The organism is Shimia sp. R9_2, assembly GCF_017743735.1.
Classification (GTDB): Bacteria; Pseudomonadota; Alphaproteobacteria; order Rhodobacterales; family Rhodobacteraceae; genus Shimia.
In genome coordinates, this window is sequence record NZ_JAGHRO010000008.1 from 160,120 (window position 1) to 176,569 (window position 16,450).

At 55.7% G+C, this 16,450-nt stretch carries 14 protein-coding genes and 1 pseudogene; 7 read left to right on the forward strand and 8 right to left on the reverse strand.

Annotated features, from left to right (window positions below; genetic code table 11):
• Window positions 1–20: 20 nt before the first annotated feature.
• On the reverse strand, window positions 21–1,058 hold the full coding sequence (locus J7400_RS17630) for an AraC family transcriptional regulator (protein ID WP_209065400.1): 1,038 nt from the start codon (window positions 1,056–1,058) through the stop codon (window positions 21–23).
• A 728-nt stretch (window positions 1,059–1,786) separates the two neighbouring features.
• Here J7400_RS17630 and J7400_RS17635 point away from each other — a divergent pair.
• The 6 genes from J7400_RS17635 (at window position 1,787) to J7400_RS21235 (ending at window position 7,784) form a co-directional block, all read left to right on the forward strand.
• Complete coding sequence (locus tag J7400_RS17635) at window positions 1,787–3,772, forward strand: methyl-accepting chemotaxis protein (protein WP_209065401.1); 1,986 nt, start codon at window positions 1,787–1,789, stop codon at window positions 3,770–3,772.
• A gap of 325 nt (window positions 3,773–4,097) precedes the next feature.
• Window positions 4,098–5,081, forward strand: a complete 984-nt coding sequence (dctP, locus tag J7400_RS17640; RefSeq protein ID WP_209065402.1) for a TRAP transporter substrate-binding protein DctP — start codon at window positions 4,098–4,100, stop codon at window positions 5,079–5,081.
• A 102-nt stretch (window positions 5,082–5,183) separates the two neighbouring features.
• Window positions 5,184–5,627 carry a TRAP transporter small permease gene (locus J7400_RS17645; protein WP_247738889.1) on the forward strand — a complete coding sequence of 148 codons (444 nt, stop codon included), beginning with the start codon at window positions 5,184–5,186 and terminating at the stop codon, window positions 5,625–5,627.
• Window positions 5,624–6,898 (forward strand): TRAP transporter large permease, encoded by a 1,275-nt coding sequence (locus J7400_RS17650; protein WP_209065404.1) that lies wholly within the window; start codon window positions 5,624–5,626, stop codon window positions 6,896–6,898. The genes J7400_RS17645 and J7400_RS17650 overlap by 4 nt, the downstream gene beginning before the upstream one ends.
• A 7-nt stretch (window positions 6,899–6,905) precedes the next feature.
• Complete coding sequence (locus tag J7400_RS17655) at window positions 6,906–7,613, forward strand: isocitrate lyase/PEP mutase family protein (protein ID WP_247738890.1); 708 nt, start codon at window positions 6,906–6,908, stop codon at window positions 7,611–7,613.
• A 12-nt stretch (window positions 7,614–7,625) separates the two neighbouring features.
• A complete protein-coding gene (locus J7400_RS21235; protein WP_247738891.1) occupies window positions 7,626–7,784 on the forward strand; it encodes a hypothetical protein in 159 nt (52 codons plus the stop codon).
• Window positions 7,785–7,858: 74 nt separating this feature from the next.
• On the opposite strand, the gene J7400_RS17660 is transcribed toward J7400_RS21235, so the two are convergent.
• The 6 genes from J7400_RS17660 to J7400_RS17685 form a co-directional block, all read right to left on the reverse strand.
• Window positions 7,859–8,719 (reverse strand): alginate lyase family protein, encoded by an 861-nt coding sequence (locus J7400_RS17660; protein WP_209065405.1) that lies wholly within the window; start codon window positions 8,717–8,719, stop codon window positions 7,859–7,861.
• 478 nt (window positions 8,720–9,197) lie between these two features.
• Window positions 9,198–10,028, reverse strand: coding sequence for a DUF547 domain-containing protein (locus tag J7400_RS17665; RefSeq protein WP_247738892.1), 831 nt, complete (start codon window positions 10,026–10,028; stop codon window positions 9,198–9,200).
• The gene (locus J7400_RS17670) at window positions 10,025–11,359 is read right to left on the reverse strand and encodes a radical SAM protein (RefSeq protein WP_209065406.1); all 1,335 of its coding nucleotides are present in this window, start codon (window positions 11,357–11,359) and stop codon (window positions 10,025–10,027) included. The genes J7400_RS17665 and J7400_RS17670 overlap by 4 nt, the downstream gene beginning before the upstream one ends.
• 249 nt (window positions 11,360–11,608) lie before the next feature.
• Complete coding sequence (locus J7400_RS17675) at window positions 11,609–12,004, reverse strand: VOC family protein (RefSeq protein ID WP_209065407.1); 396 nt, start codon at window positions 12,002–12,004, stop codon at window positions 11,609–11,611.
• 17 nt (window positions 12,005–12,021) lie between these two features.
• Window positions 12,022–12,336, reverse strand: a complete 315-nt coding sequence (locus J7400_RS17680) for a muconolactone Delta-isomerase family protein (protein ID WP_209065408.1) — start codon at window positions 12,334–12,336, stop codon at window positions 12,022–12,024.
• Window positions 12,337–12,339: 3 nt separating this feature from the next.
• Window positions 12,340–13,419, reverse strand: coding sequence for an L-dopachrome tautomerase-related protein (locus tag J7400_RS17685; RefSeq protein ID WP_209065409.1), 1,080 nt, complete (start codon window positions 13,417–13,419; stop codon window positions 12,340–12,342).
• A 93-nt stretch (window positions 13,420–13,512) separates the two neighbouring features.
• On the opposite strand from J7400_RS17685, the gene J7400_RS17690 reads away from it, so the two are divergent.
• The gene (locus tag J7400_RS17690; protein ID WP_209065410.1) at window positions 13,513–14,391 is read left to right on the forward strand and encodes a LysR family transcriptional regulator; all 879 of its coding nucleotides are present in this window, start codon (window positions 13,513–13,515) and stop codon (window positions 14,389–14,391) included.
• Between the two features lie 292 nt (window positions 14,392–14,683).
• Here J7400_RS17690 and J7400_RS17695 read toward each other — a convergent pair.
• A pseudogene (locus J7400_RS17695) lies at window positions 14,684–15,372 on the reverse strand (IS6 family transposase).
• Window positions 15,373–16,450: the final 1,078 nt, after the last annotated feature.

The following is a 16,450-nucleotide window of genomic DNA, read 5'->3' on the forward strand; positions in this document are numbered from 1 at the left end:
GGAAATTCGCCATCGGCGGATTATCGCAACCCGTTGCTTTTAATGAGCAATATTCTGTCAGCTTTGGGCGTTTTTCCCGTCATGCGGCGATAGGCCTGCGTAAAGCTGCTTTGATCCGAAAACCCGCAAAGATGCGCAGTTTCCGCCAAGGACAGATTTGGGTCACTCAGAAAGGCACGCGCCAGTTTCATCTGCGTGTTGGACACCAGATCGCGAAAGCTGGTGCCTTCCATCTGAAGGCGGCGATTGAGGGTGCGCTCAGACATTCCAAGCGCATCTGCCGTATCCCCAAGCTTGGGGCGACCGGATGCCATGCCATGCAACAGATGCCGTTCAACGGTTTCAGCGAGCGTTGCGGGATGGCGTGTATTGCGACTGAGCAGCACTTCGCCGTAGCTGGTCAGATGGCCCAGTAGATGTTCATCGGCCCCGCGTATGGTTGTGTCCATAACCGAGACAGGGAAGCGCAAATAGTTCTGATCCGCGCCCAGTTCGACCGGGCATCCATAGATCTCTGCCAGTTCCCGCCGACCGTTTCGACGCGGATTGGCTAGGCCAACCTGTATCGCCAGCCCTGCGGTGTCGGTGGCCGTGCGCAGTGCGCCCAGCATCGCACCAAGCGAGAATTCGATCAGGTGGAGGTTCAGAAGAAGGTTTGGGCCAACCCCATCAACAATAAAATCGATGTGGTCTTTGGTTTCCCGCAACTCAATCCGTGCGCGCGGTCGGGTGATGGGCGTGAACCGCTGCACATGGTGGATCGCATCATGCAATGTGTGTGAGTTGAACAGAATATACGTCAGCAGCGAGTTGTTGCGCGGATCAAGCGCAATGCCAATTTCGGCCCCAACATAGGCGCTATTGAGACGGTCGGAAAAGAAATCGAGAAGGGCCGTTTCAGAGCCGCGAGGGATCGGGCCGCCAATATCTTCCAGACTACTGTGAGAAAGCCCCGCAGCGTCGAGCGCCTCCTGACGGTGCTTAGAAAGATGCGGCAACGCGAGAATGGATCGCACCCAGTGGTTGGGCACTACATCAAGGGTTTCAATACCGGGCATGGCGCCCCGTACGGTAACCAGAGCTCAGAAAATGCATTTGCCTTCCGTCTTGTTGAGCGCCGTCCGAAAGGACGGATCCAATGTGCCTTTGGATCTCCGTATCACTTTGCAGCGAAGGCTGCCAATTTTCGGTGGTCCGGACACGTAGAAAGCTAAAAAAACGGCGATCATGTTACCTGCAACGCACAACAAGTGGTTGAAATCTGGTCAGGTCAATGTGGCAAGCCTTTGCTGTCGCTCCGCTTGCAGATTTGACCGTCTCTCGTTGTTGTCTCTGATCCAATTGCCACAACACACGCAAAACATCTGCGCCGCCCGCCAAACCGAAAACCCATCTGCGGCGCTTCGGTTCTTTTTTAGGCGACCTATCTCGAAACGCCGCATGAGCGCCGCCGTTCACAGCAAAGTCTCAGCTTGAGGCTCTAGACAGGCGACACGATCAGACATGTAAACGCTTCAGACACTCAAAATTATTGGGTTCACCGATTGAGAACACCGCCTGTTTGACCACGGACATCAAAAACAACCTGTGGAAGAAATTTTTCGCATATTTATCAAGATCTTCCGCCAACCGACATAAATCCTAATTTCCCCTTAAATTCGCTAAATTCAGCCAAAACAGCTCCAGAAACACAGCATTTCTGCTCAAAATTTCATCCTTTGATTATCTAGTTATCAACGAACGCCATGCAAAAGCGGTCCCTGAACATGCACCAACGGGGAATCAAATGTTTGCTCGAAATCGAATTAGCATTTTAGGCATCGCTCTAAGCGCCATCGGCCTCCTGAGCGCGCTCTTGGTCTATACAACCAGCAGTATGCGGACCCAATCCGGCGAAGCGCTGCGCAACGCCTATGAGCAGCAATATACATCATACCTTCTTGCAGACGAATTGCGCCAGTCCAGCGATGACCTCACACGGCTTGCGCGGACCTATGTTGTGACAGCCGATCCGGCCTACGAAGCGCAATATATGGACATTCTCGCCATCCGGAACGGCGAGAAAGAAAGACCCTCGGATTATCATCGCATCTATTGGGATTTTGTGGCGGCGGGCCATCCAGTGCCCGCAGGCAGCGGCATTACGCGCTCCCTTGAAGACCTTATGAGAGACGCGGGCTTCACCGACGCCGAGTTCGAACTTCTGGCACAGGCCAAGGCAAATTCCGATGGGCTGGTCGCGCTGGAAGTCCGCGCAATGAATGCGGTGAAAGGGATCTATCAGGATAGCACCGGCGCCTATACCGTGAAGGCCGCGCCAGATTTTGCGCTCGCGCGTGATCTGATGCACTCCAAACAGTATCACCAGTATAAGGCAGACATCATGGCGCCGCTGGACGAGTTCCTTGCGTCGCCGGAGCTGCGGATTTCGGGCCAGATTTCTGCTTTGACCGAAGAGTATAAGTTTGCGGAACAAGCCTCAAAGATCTCGGTCTTTGTGATCATCGCCGCAGTGGTACTCACGGGTTTGATGCTTACGCTGGGTATGTTGCGTCCCCTTGGGTTGCTGACACGCACCATGCAGTCCCACTTTAAGGGGGAAGCGGTTGATGAGGTCCCCGGTGCGAAGCGCCAGGATGAGTTTGGCGAGCTTGCCCGCAGCTTGAATGTTGCGATCGAAGCTGCGCGCAACAATGAGATGTTGAGCGCAGAGGTTCAGCAAATCGCTGAGCGCGCGCAGTTTGGCGACTTCTCCGGCCGCATTCAGACCAATGTATCTGGCGGTGAGGGCATCGTGGATGCCACCAACGGCTTGATGACCAAATTGGACAAAGCCTTCAGCGAAATCTCCGAAATCCTCAAAAAGATCGCTACGGGCAATCTTGCAGAACCAGTCTCGACGGACCTCGAAGGTCGCTATGCGGAGCTTCTGTCCTATGCGGAGACCGCGCGTTCTGAGTTGAAGCAGATCGTGTCAAAGGCCCGCATGGGTGCGGATACGCTTGATGATCGCGCCTCCTATCTCTCCAAAATGATGGATGGCGTCTCACGAGCGGCAAATGACCATGCCGCATCTCTGGAGGAAGCCAATGCGGTGACCACATCGCTGACAGACTCTGTCCGCCAAACCTCGCAAAATGCGGAAAAGGTGCGGGAAGCTGCGCAAACCGCGGGCCAGAGTGCCAGCAACGTGGCCGAAGAGTTTGACCGCGTGATGGACGCAATGAAATCCATCGCCGAGTCTTCGGTCGAAATCCTGCAAATCTCTGACCTGATCGACAGCATCGCCTTCCAAACCAACCTCTTGGCCCTGAACGCCGGTGTGGAAGCCGCGCGTGCGGGGCAATCCGGCAGCGGTTTTGCTGTGGTTGCGACCGAGGTGAGAAGCCTCGCGCAGCATACTTCGGATGCCGCGACCAAGATCAGCGATCTGAGCAAAACCAGCAATGATCGCGTATCGGAAGGCAAAGGTCTGGCGGGTCGTGTTGATGAGCTGATCAAGGCTGTGAAAACCGAGATGGACAACATCAATGAATTGATTTCGGCGGTCTCGGGCAGAACACAGGAGCAGTCTGTTCAAATGTCTGAGGTGTCTGCGTCACTGTCAAACCTTGACCACAACACGCAGCAGAACGCGAGCCTGGTCTATGAATCTTCACAGACAGCAAACTCGCTGACCAAGGATGCCAGCAAGCTGCGCGACACTGTAGCGACGTTTGATATCGGCAACCAGCAAAACAGCGCAGAAATGCGCGATGATATGGCCGCGTAACGCCTTGCTTTGGTGACGGGGCAGCGAGCGGAAAAAGACTGCTGACTGCTCCATTTCCCCACTTTTCTGAACAAAACCTGTGGCGCTCGATCCTGTGATCCAGCGCCACACGACCTCAGAGCCGATCCATAGGCGGCTCAATCGGCCTCTCCATAACCTTGACTGTGAGGTCCGGCGAATTTTGAAACCTCACATTGATGTTGGAGCGAAGACAATCGACGCTTCACACGCCTGCGGGGCTTTATTCTTGCCAAGCTCACAGAAATTTGATTGCATTGTTCAGTGAATTGCGCGCGGTGCTGCGGGCATTCTTTGGGAGGAAATTATGTTCAAAGTTATTTTGGGGGCCGCCGCTGGCGTTGCCCTGACGGCTTCTGCGGTTGTGGCTCAGGAAAAGATGCGGATTTCGCTTCAGCTTCCGCTTAAAAGCCATCTGGGCCAAAACCTGCTTCTGTTTGAAAAGGAAGTGGAGGCCCGCACGGACGGCGCGATTGATGTGGAAATCTATGACAGCGCAACGCTTTATAAAGACAAAGAAGTGCCTGCAGCGGTCGGCTCAGGCGCCATTGAAGCGGGCGTCGCGTCTCTGACACGCTATGTCGGCGATGCGCCGGTGGTAGATGTTTTCTACATGCCGTTCCTGCTGAACAATGAAGACAAAGTACGCGCGGCGGTCGCCGAAGGCTCCGAGGTGCGCGAGACCATTGAAGCCGAGATCGAAAAGACCGGTGGGCAGGTCCTTTATTGGCAGGCCTACGGCGGCGCGATCATGCTGTCCAACGGTGGCGCAATCCGCACCCCGGCAGACATGGAAGGCAAAAAGGTGCGCGTTTTCGGCAAAACCCTTGGTGACTTCGTGACAGCATCGGGTGGCGCACCAACACTGATCTCCGGCTCAGAACAATACCTTGCCTATCAGCGCGGCACCGTTGATGTGGGCATGACCGGCGTATCCGGTGTGAAATCCCGCAAACTCTGGGAAGTGATGGACACCATCACCGTCACCAACCATGCCGACATCGAGTTTGTTGTGGTGGTCAACAATGAGTGGTGGAACGGCCTGTCAGACGACATTCGCGGTCACATTACCGAGGCCGCAGCGGTCGCTCAGGCGAGTGTGCGCGACAAGATGGCGTCTATTGAGGCTGAGGCCTATGCCGCAGCAAAGGAAAACGGCATGAACATCGTTGAATTGACCGATGATGAGCTTGCGCAGTGGAAAGCCGTGGCACAGCCCGTTTATGACGCCTATCTCGCGGCGTCCGGTGAGGCCGGTCAAACTGTTCTCAACGCTGCTGGTAGCAACTAAGAAAAGGGTTCGGGCGGCGCTTTATGAGGGCCGCCCGCTTCTGATTTCATGCATATCATTACGACTCTGTCGCGCTTCGCCGGGCTGCTTGGCGCGTGCCTGATGACGGCTACGGGCGCGATGCTGACCTATGAGGTCATCGCGCGGTATTTCTTTATCAAACCCACGATCTGGGCTGCGGAACTCAGCCAGCTCTGTCTGATCTGGGGCTGTTTGCTTTCACTTGGATGGGTGCTCAGTATCCGTCGTCATATCACGGTAAATGCGATCACCGCGCTGCTGCCCCCTACCGCCCAGCGCCTATGCGTGGCGCTGTCTTTGGTGGTGCTCATTCTTTTCTCTGCCTGCGTTGCCTACTGGGGCTGGGACATATTTCACGACAGTTGGGAGCGTGGGCGCACCACCGGATCACTCCTGAACCTGCCCAGCTGGATTGCGGAGCTTTCCGTTCCGGTCGGCTTTGGCTTGCTGACGGCTCAGGCCGTAGTTGAGTTGCTCTCTCTGCGTTTTCAGCACGTCGCCTCATTGGGAGCGAGCCACGAATGACCATTGTCCTGATCCTCGCCTGCCTGTTTGCTCTCTTGCTCATCGGTGTGCCTGTTGCCTTTGCGCTCGGAGGGCTTGGGCTTGGCATGTTGATGCTGGGTGGCTTCTCTCCACTGATGGCGCCTCAGGCTGTTCTCTCTACGCTGGATGGTTTTATCCTGCTGGCTGTTCCGCTGTTTCTCCTGATGTCCAACGTTCTGCTGAAAGGCGGTGTCGGGCGTGATCTCTTTGCGGCGGTACAAGCCTGGGTGGGTCACTGGCCCGGCGGACTTGCGGTGGCCACGATCCTGAGTTGCGGGCTGTTTGCCGCGATTTCTGGATCATCCGTTGCGACAGCAGCGACCATCGGCACAGTCGCAATTCCGGAAATGGTCAGCCGTGGCTATGACAAGCGCTTTGTTTACGGGTTGCTTGCAGCGGGGGGCACACTCGGCATTCTGATCCCCCCGTCCATCCCGATGATTGTGTTTGGCTTTGTCGCCGAAGAATCCGTCATCGCGCTGTTTTTGGCCGGGATTGGCCCGGGCCTGTTGCTGGTTGCGCTTTTTGTGGCCTTTGCCATGCTTTATGCTCGCCTTTCCCCCGCCTACACGCCGGTTGAGAAAGCGGACATGGCACAGCGCCTGCAAAGCTCTGTCCGCGCCCTGCCCTCCTTTGCCCTCGCGCTGCTGATCGTTCTCGGGCTTTACTCCGGCGCATTCACCCCGACCGAAGCGGCGGCCGTCGGGTTTGCTGCGGCTATTCTGATCACAGTCTTCTGGCTGCGCACACTCACCTGGGCAACCTTCTGGGAAGCGGTTCGCGAAAGCGCCATCACAACCACTGCAATCCTGCTGATCGTGGCCGGAGCGAAGGTGTTTGGCAAAGCCATCGCGCTTTACCGGATCCCGCAGGATATTTCTGCCTTCATTGCCGCCAATATCGACGGGCCTCTTGTGTTCATTTTGCTGGTCTGTGTGGTGTTGCTGGTGATGGGACTTGTGTTTGAAGCGCTGTCGATGATCCTGATCATGACGCCGGTGCTGCTCCCTGCTGCGATGAGCCTCGGTTTTGACCCGATCTGGTTTGGCATCTTCATGGTGATCATGGTCGAATGTGCGCTGATCACGCCCCCGGTTGGCCTGAACCTCTATGTGATCCAAGCGGTTGCGCGCGTTTCGCTTGGGGAGGTCGCACGCGGCGTCTGGCCGTTCCTCGCGCTGATGCTGCTGTCTGTTGCAATTCTCTACATCGTGCCAGATCTGGCGCTCTACATTCCTTTCAAATGGTGATCTCTCTATGACCCAAGCCGCAAAGCTCCGCGCGATTCTCGCCGAAGACCGATGCCACATCATGCCCTGTTGTTTTGACGCTTTATCCGCAAAGCTGATTGCACAGGAAGGCTATGATTTGACGTTCATGTCAGGCTTCGCTACATCCGCCAGCCGCATCGGCGAGCCGGACCTTGGCCTTATGAGCTATGGCGAAGTTGTCGATCAGGCGCGCAATATTGCGGATGCAGTCAACATTCCCCTGATCGGCGACGGCGATACCGGCTACGGCAACGCGATGAACGTGAAACGCACCGTGAAAGGCTTTGCCCGTGCAGGCTGTGCGGCAGTGATGATCGAAGATCAACTGGCCCCCAAACGCTGCGGCCACACGCCCGGCAAAGCGGTGGTGGGACGTGGCGAGGCCTTTGACCGCATTCGCGCTGCGGTCGATGCCCGTGAAGAGCTCCGCTCGCAAGGAAGCGACATCCTTATTCTGGCACGCACGGACGCACGCCACGAACATGGCTTACCAGAGGCGCTTGCCCGCGCGGAAGAATTCGCCAAGCTGGGCGCAGATATCCTTTTTGTAGAAGCTCCGCGCAGTGAAGCGGAAATGCGGGAAATCTGCGCCATTTCTTCGCTGCCCCACATGGCCAATATCGTTGAAGGCGGCGAAACACCCGATCTGTCCAACGAAGCTCTCCAAGACATCGGCTATTCCATCGCCGCCTAGCCGCTCTCCCTCATGGCAAGCGCCATGCAGGCCATGGTGACCTGTCTGCAAGCCATGCGAGAAGACAACCGCCCGGGTCTGATGACATTCAGCGAACTCCGCGAACGGATCGGGTTTGAGGACTACTATGAGGCTTCCGCACGCTATGCGTCTTCTGCGCGCGAAACATGAAGTTTGAGCGTGTCATATGTGCTCCGTTTCTGTCGGAACGGGGCCGCACGTGTTGAAAAACGTTTCGAGCAGTTTTAGAAATCGTGTCGCGGGTCCCAGGCCTGCCAGAGAATATCTTGCCGTCCACCAAGCTTAGAATGCGACAGTGGGCGCAAGCCTTGGGCAAAATGCGCCAATCGCGCATCTACGTAGAGAAGCAGATAGGCTTCAAGCCAAGCCAGTTGATATTTCTCCAAGCTTTCGGAGCCGTCAAAATAGCTTTGTGGCTTTCCCGAATAGGCCTGGCTCTTTTCACCCGATTCCAGGTCACTCATGGCAAAACGCACAACCCGTACGAGCGCATCATCGCAAACACCCCGAATGGACAAACCTTGCCTCTCCAGCAACAAAGTTGTGACAACCAAGGGCGCGATGGCGTGCAATTGATAGTGCAACGCATATTTCCCGCGTTTCATCTCCTGCGGAAGACTGCCATCCTCCAGAGCCTGACATTGCAAAAAGGTCGCCGACCAAGCGGACCAGCGCAAGGCACTGTCATCTTTGGTCAGAAACCCCGCGAGGTTGATCGCAAGTGTCGTCCAGGCCCGCAAGTTGCCACGCTTGGAACCGGGCGTCGCATCTTCTTCCCAAAACGCCATTTGCTCGCGGGCCCGCTGCAGCAGCCATGCTTCAATGACAGTCTTGTCCTGTGTTAAATTCGCATAGGGGCGCACCTGCGCATAGGCGAAGGCAAACCCGGCCAATCTGGAACCAACTGAAAAATTGGCTGTGAGATTTTTGAGATCTGAAAGCGCGTCAGCTCGGACCCAGTGGGCCAGTTGAGCAACCACGCAATTGGCGCTTTGCGCAGGATCGCCTTTTTGTGCAAGCACGCTGTTGGCTTCTTGGACAAGGCTGCGGATAAAGGCGTCGATCGGTTTGAGCTGGGCGTTCACATCCGCGTTGGAGGTGGGATCAACAATCGAGCGGGAACTGTCATCCGCGATGTAGCGACTGCCGTGATCCAGTGAAACAACCGGTTCCGGTGCCGCGGCGCATCCCTGATCCGTACTCGCTTGCGCAACTCCGGCAAGCCAGGTCATGCAGGACGCCATCATGAGGGTCTTCATAAACCGCCGTGGCATCACCCGCCCTGCCCAGAGCTTAAGAGCAAAAGCCTTATGAATATTACTGCTTGTTGACTGCACTGATCGACCAAAGATATGCCTTCATTTCTGGGCAGCTATAGTGCCCTTACAAAGCCCTCTATAGCTCTGAAACCACCCACATTGCGATGCGCACAAGAGAGTGGCTAGCGTATCTCTTTCGCGTGCGGCGCTCTCTTCCGGTTAGTAGGCGACGGGTCATTCAGGGCAGCGTTCCGAGAAGAAAGTTAACCGGCTGAGGTACAAGCCCCCGCGCCAGCATTCCCGCTCACCGACCAACTTCATTCAGCGACCAGTCATAGGCGTAGCGCCTCACACCTTTGCGCGCAGAGATGGCCGCTGCCCGTTCTGGATCTGCCACCTTTTGCAGGCGGTCCAAGACCTCTCTTTCGTTTGCGCCGAAGTCTTCCTGAAACCAGATGTAGATTTTGGAAAGCGTTAATGCGCCGTTTGGGTCGACATGCACGCCGCGGTCGTCGTTGACATAGGCGCGCTCCGCTGCCTCCAGATCACGCTCAAGCGTGGCGGCACGCCAGGCGCGGTTCATCAAATTCGGACATCCAACAGCGGCGCAGTTCAATGCGTAGTGGATACGTGGTTCATTAAAAATCGGGCGGATGATGCGGTGCTCAATATCGTTGAGGGTCAACTCCTGACCGTCCACCGTTGTGACCGGACGGTCCCATGGCCCAAAAGACAAGGCCCCGTCGGTGATGTCACGAATGGACGTGACCGGATAATTTTGCAGGATCACCTCCACGGTTTCCGCGTTATAGAGGTTGATCCAGAACGCCAGCTGCTGCTCTCGCGTCAGAGCCTCAACCTCGGTCTGCTCAAGGTCCGCCAAGTAACCCTGCAGTTTCCTGCGATCGGCATCGGTGACCTCGCCATAGGCCACGCGATTGATGCCTCGGACATCCTGACGGACATATGTGCCCAGAAAACCATCCCAAGCGGCATGATCGACGCGCGCGCGTGTGGCGTCTTCAGCCACCGCAAAACCCGGCGACAGGAGCGTCGGCTTTGGCAGGGCCACACGCTCTATGCTGGCGCAAGCACCGAGCAGCAAAAGTAGCGGGAAAAGAAGGTAGCGCATCATGTGGAATGCTCCCGTTGGCTGGCAGCTTTTGCGCGTTGCCGGCCTTTCATGTTTTTGAATTTTGGCACCTCGGGGTGTGCCTCTACCGGGGTTTCTGTGAGCTCGCCGGTGGCCGCGCTCCACCAGAGCTTTTGCGTGTCTTGTTCAAGTGGGACAGGGGCAAAGAGCTGCGCATCCCTTTCAGCATTGAACACGCACATGGACACTGGTCCCTGACTTGTGGCGACCATGAACACACAGGAGGCGCAGCGCTCCGGCTCCAGCGTTTTGGCATCCATGAAAGAGTGTAGCACCACACTCATCCGCGAGGGCACGCGGCGGCTGGACAAAAGCCCCGATCTGAGGCGCCACAGTACTTTCAGGAGCGTTTTGCCCGCATGTAAGATCAGGCCGGGATCATGAAGCGGGGCCTTGCGCCAGTTTTTGCGTGAATTGGCCACGGCGTGTTCATCGGTGTCTGCGGCTTCCAGCGCGCGGATTGCGCGTTTGACCAGTTGCGTTTCTGAAAGGATCGAGACAGCGGTGTCACCTGCGATGGCCAGATGATCATAGCGGCTGCACCCAGAATGGCCGATCCCGATCTTTGAGGGGAAGTCCACGCCAAAGCCTTTGCCAATCTGCTTTGACAGCACATCTTGGGTCAGCCCCGTGCGACGCTTGTCCTCCGTGCCGCGCCCAGTATCCGCCTGCATCTGGAAAGACACCAACGCCAAATGCCTGGATTGCCTTTTAAAGAACGCGCAAAGCGCAGGTATTTCAGCAAGATTTCCCTCATACACCGTTGTGTTAAAGAGAATGCGCAGACCGAGCCTCTGCGCTCTCGCGATATATTTCTCCCGGATTTTGTTCAGCGCTATTTCGCTGTCATAGCCCTGACGCTCCTGGGTCAGATCGACGTGAAAGGCCACATCGTTCAGCCCCGCCGCAGCCAAACGCTTAAGACGCGGGCGGGTGGCTCGGATACCATTTGTCATCAGGCAGGACCGCATGTTCAGACGCTTAATCTCTTTGCAAATGGCTTCGATATCTTCGATGGCGCGCAAAGTGGGGTCGCCCCCCGTGATCTGTATATTGGTGCCTTCTCCATACTGCGCATGAACCATCGCAATGCGCTGGAAAAGGATCACAAGAGGGACATCACGGGCTTGTTCCGCATGTTCTGACAGGTAGCAAAGCGTGCAGTCCAGATTGCATTTCTGGGTGATTTCCAACGCGACACAGGCGACTGGATAAAACCGCCCCGCTGTTTGAAGCGCACCGTATTGCCCGGCGGCCTGCAACCCCTCCCGAAGCGGTTTGCGAGCGTCTTTTGGTTTGGGTGGTGTTTGCATTCTGTCCAGAGCCCCGTGGCGTGCAATCTCCTGAAGCTTAGAGCTGCGGACTCTGCTGAGATAGCCTGTCTCACGGAGAGTTCAGGTCAGTTGTATGCGCCTATCGTTGGCTGGGAACTGTGCGAAGAATGGGAATCGAGCAGAGCAAAGCACTTGCATTTTCGCTCTGCCTAAAGGCTCCGAAGGTTTGTGATATGCAGGCGCATCTTGTTTTGCGGCCTCGCACCTAAAATGCGCCTGCTCCCTAGTCTATTTGAAGCGCCCGGCCTTCTGCAGGACTTCAATCTTGTAGCCGTCCGGATCGGTGGCGAAGAAAAACCGCGCCACCAGTTCGCCATCAGGTGCGAATTCGACGAGTTCGCCAACATCGAGCCCCTTTGCGATCATGGTTTTGTGATAGGCGGTGACATCTTCAACGACAAAAGCCAAATGCGCGTAGCCATCGCCAAGCTCATAAGGTGTGGTCCGGTCCTTGTTGAGCGTCAGCTCCAGCTCAAACCCACTTTCTTTGTTTGCGAGATACGTGAGGCGAAAGCTCTCGAAATCGAGCTGATCAACAATGTCCAGATCAAAGGCGGATTTGTACCACGCAATCGACCTGTCATCCTCCAGAACCCGGATACAGGAGTGAACCATTTTTGCCATGAAAGATGCCTTTCTCTTCAGCGACCGATGCGGTCTTTGACGTCTGCTGCGAAGTCTTCGTAACGACGCAGCGACTGAACGTCGACTTGAACGTGGTGGCCCATCTTCTGCATGATCGGCAGATCAAAAAGGATCTGATCAAGCGCATCTGGGGTATCGACATCGACAATCGCCAGCACTTTGCGCTCTCCGACCACTTTCCACAGGTCTTTCACGACGCCCGCCGATTTGGCACCAAGCGCCGCCTCAGCCTCCTCTGCCCAGACACCCAACAGACCCTGCTGCTGCAATGTGGCGTCATACTCCACCGTGAAGTCCAGTCGATACAGCATGCTTTACCTCCCACTGATGGCAGTGCCGAGCGCCGGGAAACGCACGATGCGATAGGTGCCGATCGAGGCGTCTTCGCCACCGTTGAGTACCGGTGAACGGTGCAATTCGTTGATGGTGGCATAGACATAGCCGTCGACACCCATCGAAAAGCCATCCGGCCAAGGCAAGTCTTCGTCGGATTGGAACAGCACTTCATAGGTGCCATCGGGCTTTGTGACGCCAAGAGCGTTGTCTGTCATCGCCGTGATATAGACATTCCCATCCGCATCCACGGTAGACCCATCCGAGATGACCTTGTCTCCGTATCTCTGGACGCGGGCAGCGAGGTCGTCATCGCTCAGGCTCGTATCAAGCAGATCGGTTGTCCGCACACGGTACATGGATGATGCAGTCATCGGGGCAAAGTAGACCCAGGAGTTGGTCGGATCGATGGTGATAGGGTTGATGCCGATCTTGGTGGGGTTGCCACCCAGCTTGATCTCGCGGCCATCGATGATCATCGGCATATCTTCCGGCACGGTGTAGGCGCTGCCTTCCAGTACGCGCCGGGCGCGCCCAGTTTGCATGTCGATCACGATCACTGCAGAGTTCGCGCCGTCACCCGTATCAGAGATGTAAATCGCCCCATGCTCCCGGTCGATGGCGAGATCGTTGAGGAATGATGTCGGCCGCGCGGCGGGCTGCCCGACATAGTAGATCGCATGCAGCTCTTCGGTTTTGGTGTTCCAGCCGACAACACGACCAGTTTGCCCCTCGCCCTGGCCATCAAGCATCCAGAGAATGCCTTCGCGATCCGCGCGAAGTCCCAAAACGCCCCGCAAGCCGTCGCCATCCTCTTCAGGAGCGCGGGCCCAGGTTTCGGTCGGGTAAGGCTTTGTGCTGCCATCCGGCATGACCTCAACAACGCGCAGTTCCGGACCGTAAAACTCGTGCACTGACATGAACATCCGGCCGTCCGGCCCAATCGCCAGATTGCCCGGCGGCATCTCCTTGGGAAACTCCAGATAGGTTTCCAGCCCTGCCGCGGCGAGCGGGCTTGATAAAATGGCGACCACGCTGGCGGCACTCAACAGATGTTTCATTTTCTCTCCTCCATAGCTTTGACATTGGAGTAGCGCAGTCGAATAAATTAGATAAATATGCTATAATCTGAAACTAGCGTTTGAAAATTTCGAATGTACTCCATTGACGATCTCAAGACCTTTGTGGCCATCGCTGATGGAAACGGGGTCACAGCCGGTGCCCGACGGGTTGGCATATCGCCCGCCACCGCCAGCCATCGGCTCAATAAACTTGAGGCCGCGCTCAAGCTGACGCTGTTTCACCGCAACAGCCGCATGCTGAAACTGACTGACGAGGGACAGCTCTTCTTTGATCGCACAGAAGCCATTCTCGCAGATCTGGCGCAGGCGGAACGCGATGCGGGCAGCGGATCGGCCGAGTTGGCCGGCCATATCCGCGTTACGATGTCGCCGTGGATACTATCCCGTTTCATTCTGCCCGCGCTGCCGACTTTTCAACGGGAACATCCTAAACTGACTTTTGATTTTCTCGCGGTGGATCGTTTTGTGGCGCTTTCTGCAGAGGGGCAGGACTGTGCCGTGCGGGTTGGAGATTTGTCTGATAGCTCGTTGATTGCACGCAAACTCAGCGACAACCATCGCATCATTTGCGCATCACCTGAGTTTCTGGCGCAGCATGGAACACCGCAAAATATTGAAGCGACAGTTGATCTGCCTTGGGTCTGCCTGCCCTGGCAGACGCGGATCGCTTTCAAGGATGCAAAGGGCAAACGGAAAGATGCAACGGTGCGGTCCAGCGTGCTGGTCTCCAATTCGGACACACTAACAGAAGCTGTCTCACAAGGTCTTGGTCTTGCAATAAAATCCCGCTTGGCCGTTCAGAATGAGTTTGCGGAAGGACGTTTGGTAGAGGTCGCACCGGGCTCGCTCTGGAAACCAGATGCCCCGATCTGGTTCGTCTACCCGCCGGAAGCCCGATCTGCTTCAAAAACGGATGCCTTTGGCAAATTTGTTTCGAGTTGCTTTGGGTAAAGAGCCGTATTAGGTGGTCTTGTCACGCTAACGATCATTCGTTTGACAATGACACTATCTGGACCTACGCGACATCAATAGTTCACCGTCAATCCACCACGAACGTCATCAACTTACCCCTTCAGATCATTGCCCATGCAATGTCACTGTATATTCATTTCAATTTCAGCCTGCGTAGTGTGGAAGAAATACTACTTCAGCCAAGGAAACTGCCCTCGTCAGGTATTGCCAAGTTATTGAGTGTGTCGTGTCAGAGTGTCTCAAGATCTGTTTATGCAGTCATTTCAGGGGCCTAGCTGTACCACAGGTCGAAGGCGCAGTTTCTTGATTGGCGGTAGCGGTTTGCGATCATTTTGTAGCGGCGTGGGCGAAAGATTGTGTTGATTTGGTCGTGAGCGGCCCGAAACCTCTGCGCTTGGGCGGCCGACTTGAACCGGCCCATAATCTTCTCTCGTTTCCTTGCTGGTCGATCGGATCCTTCTGCCCTGGTGTTCAGCCCTTTGTGGGCTCGATGATCGTCTGAAGGCGCCAATCTAATGACCGGCTTGATGTAGCTGCGCAGCTTGTCCGAGATGACAACACGTGGAGCACCATATGCTCCGATCAGACGCAACAGAAACCGCTTGGCTGCTTTTGCATTCCGATGCCTTTGAACCAAAATATCAAGCGTGTCGCCATCCGCATCTAAAGCACGCCACAACCAGAAACGTTCACCAGCGATTGCAATTACGACCTCATCCAAAGGCCACTTGTCGTTAGGCCGGAGTCTATGGCCCTTGATGCAGCTCGCAAAATGACTTCCGAACCGATTGACCCAGAGCCGAACCGTTTCCCGACTGACAATCATTCCGCGCTCGGCTAGCAGATCTTCAACACCAGCTGTGCTCAAAGCAAACTGGTGGTACGCCCAGACCACGCAGGCGATCACCTCGCGTGGAAACGGTAACCTTTCAGGCGTGGCATATCTGCCGGCATCTTCATCCAGAACAGCTAAGCCGGTGATCTCGGAGACGCAATTTGGCAATGCCTTGGCTTTGTCCGCTTCACGAAAGCACCAAAAGCATCCGGGCTGGAAGTGGAGGTTCGTTGGGGTTTCGGGCCGTGCTCGTCAATCGATGAAAGCGGGTTTCTGGGTATCTTCGGCATTCTGTGCAGATCAATCAAAGAGCAACTCAAGAGTTTTTGCCCCGCGAGACAAACAATATGTCCGGGAACGATTGCGCTCTGAGGATTTTCGATATTAGGCCAACCGAAATGACCTGTGTCGACAATCTCGCCCCCCAACAAGACCGAAAGACAGATTGTGACGACGAGCGCGAGGTGACCAACCGCGGTCAACATCGGTTGCCAACTTAGCGAAAACTCTCGAGATGGTCAGAGTAAGGTTGGTTTCTTATTTGATAGAGCCGTCGCAATACAAGCCCAACCTCAAATCCAAGCATGGTGTAACCGGCTGCGCGGACGGAACTTTGAACTAGGTTTCGCATATACGTTGCCTCGTTATTCGGGACATCGATGAAGCCGTTTGGCCAAAGCAGACCATATACGGTGAGTCCCAAAATCCCAAGGCCAAGCGTCCAGAAAATCTCTTCCCGGTCTGCCTTGGCGATGTATTTTGCACGGCGCGCTGCTAGTCGAGAACCTCGGCCTTGGCCTCCACTACGTCGCCGCCATCGGCAACCAGGTTCAGCGCGCCGGCCAACCGATTGAGACGCGCGTAACGTTCAGCAGTGACCACTTAGGACGGCATCAATCTTTGCACCCGCTGGACGACATCCCAGATCGCCACAAGTGCGGCTGGTGTTGCCTGGGAAAAACGGCGTCATCAGCCGGGACACCCTGATGTTTGCTTGTACGAAAGAGGGGCATCATATTCCTTTGGGTAATAAAAGGGCCTGAAAAAGCACTTCGAAAATCGGTTCGTTGTTCAACACGTTTTGCAACCTCGAATTAAACTGCTCCCAAGACGATAGGTCAATTGCTTCAACTGTTTGCACACGCAACGGTGTCGTGCAGTCAAGGCGCTCAGCCCTACGAAAAATGTCTCGACCGGTTCCGT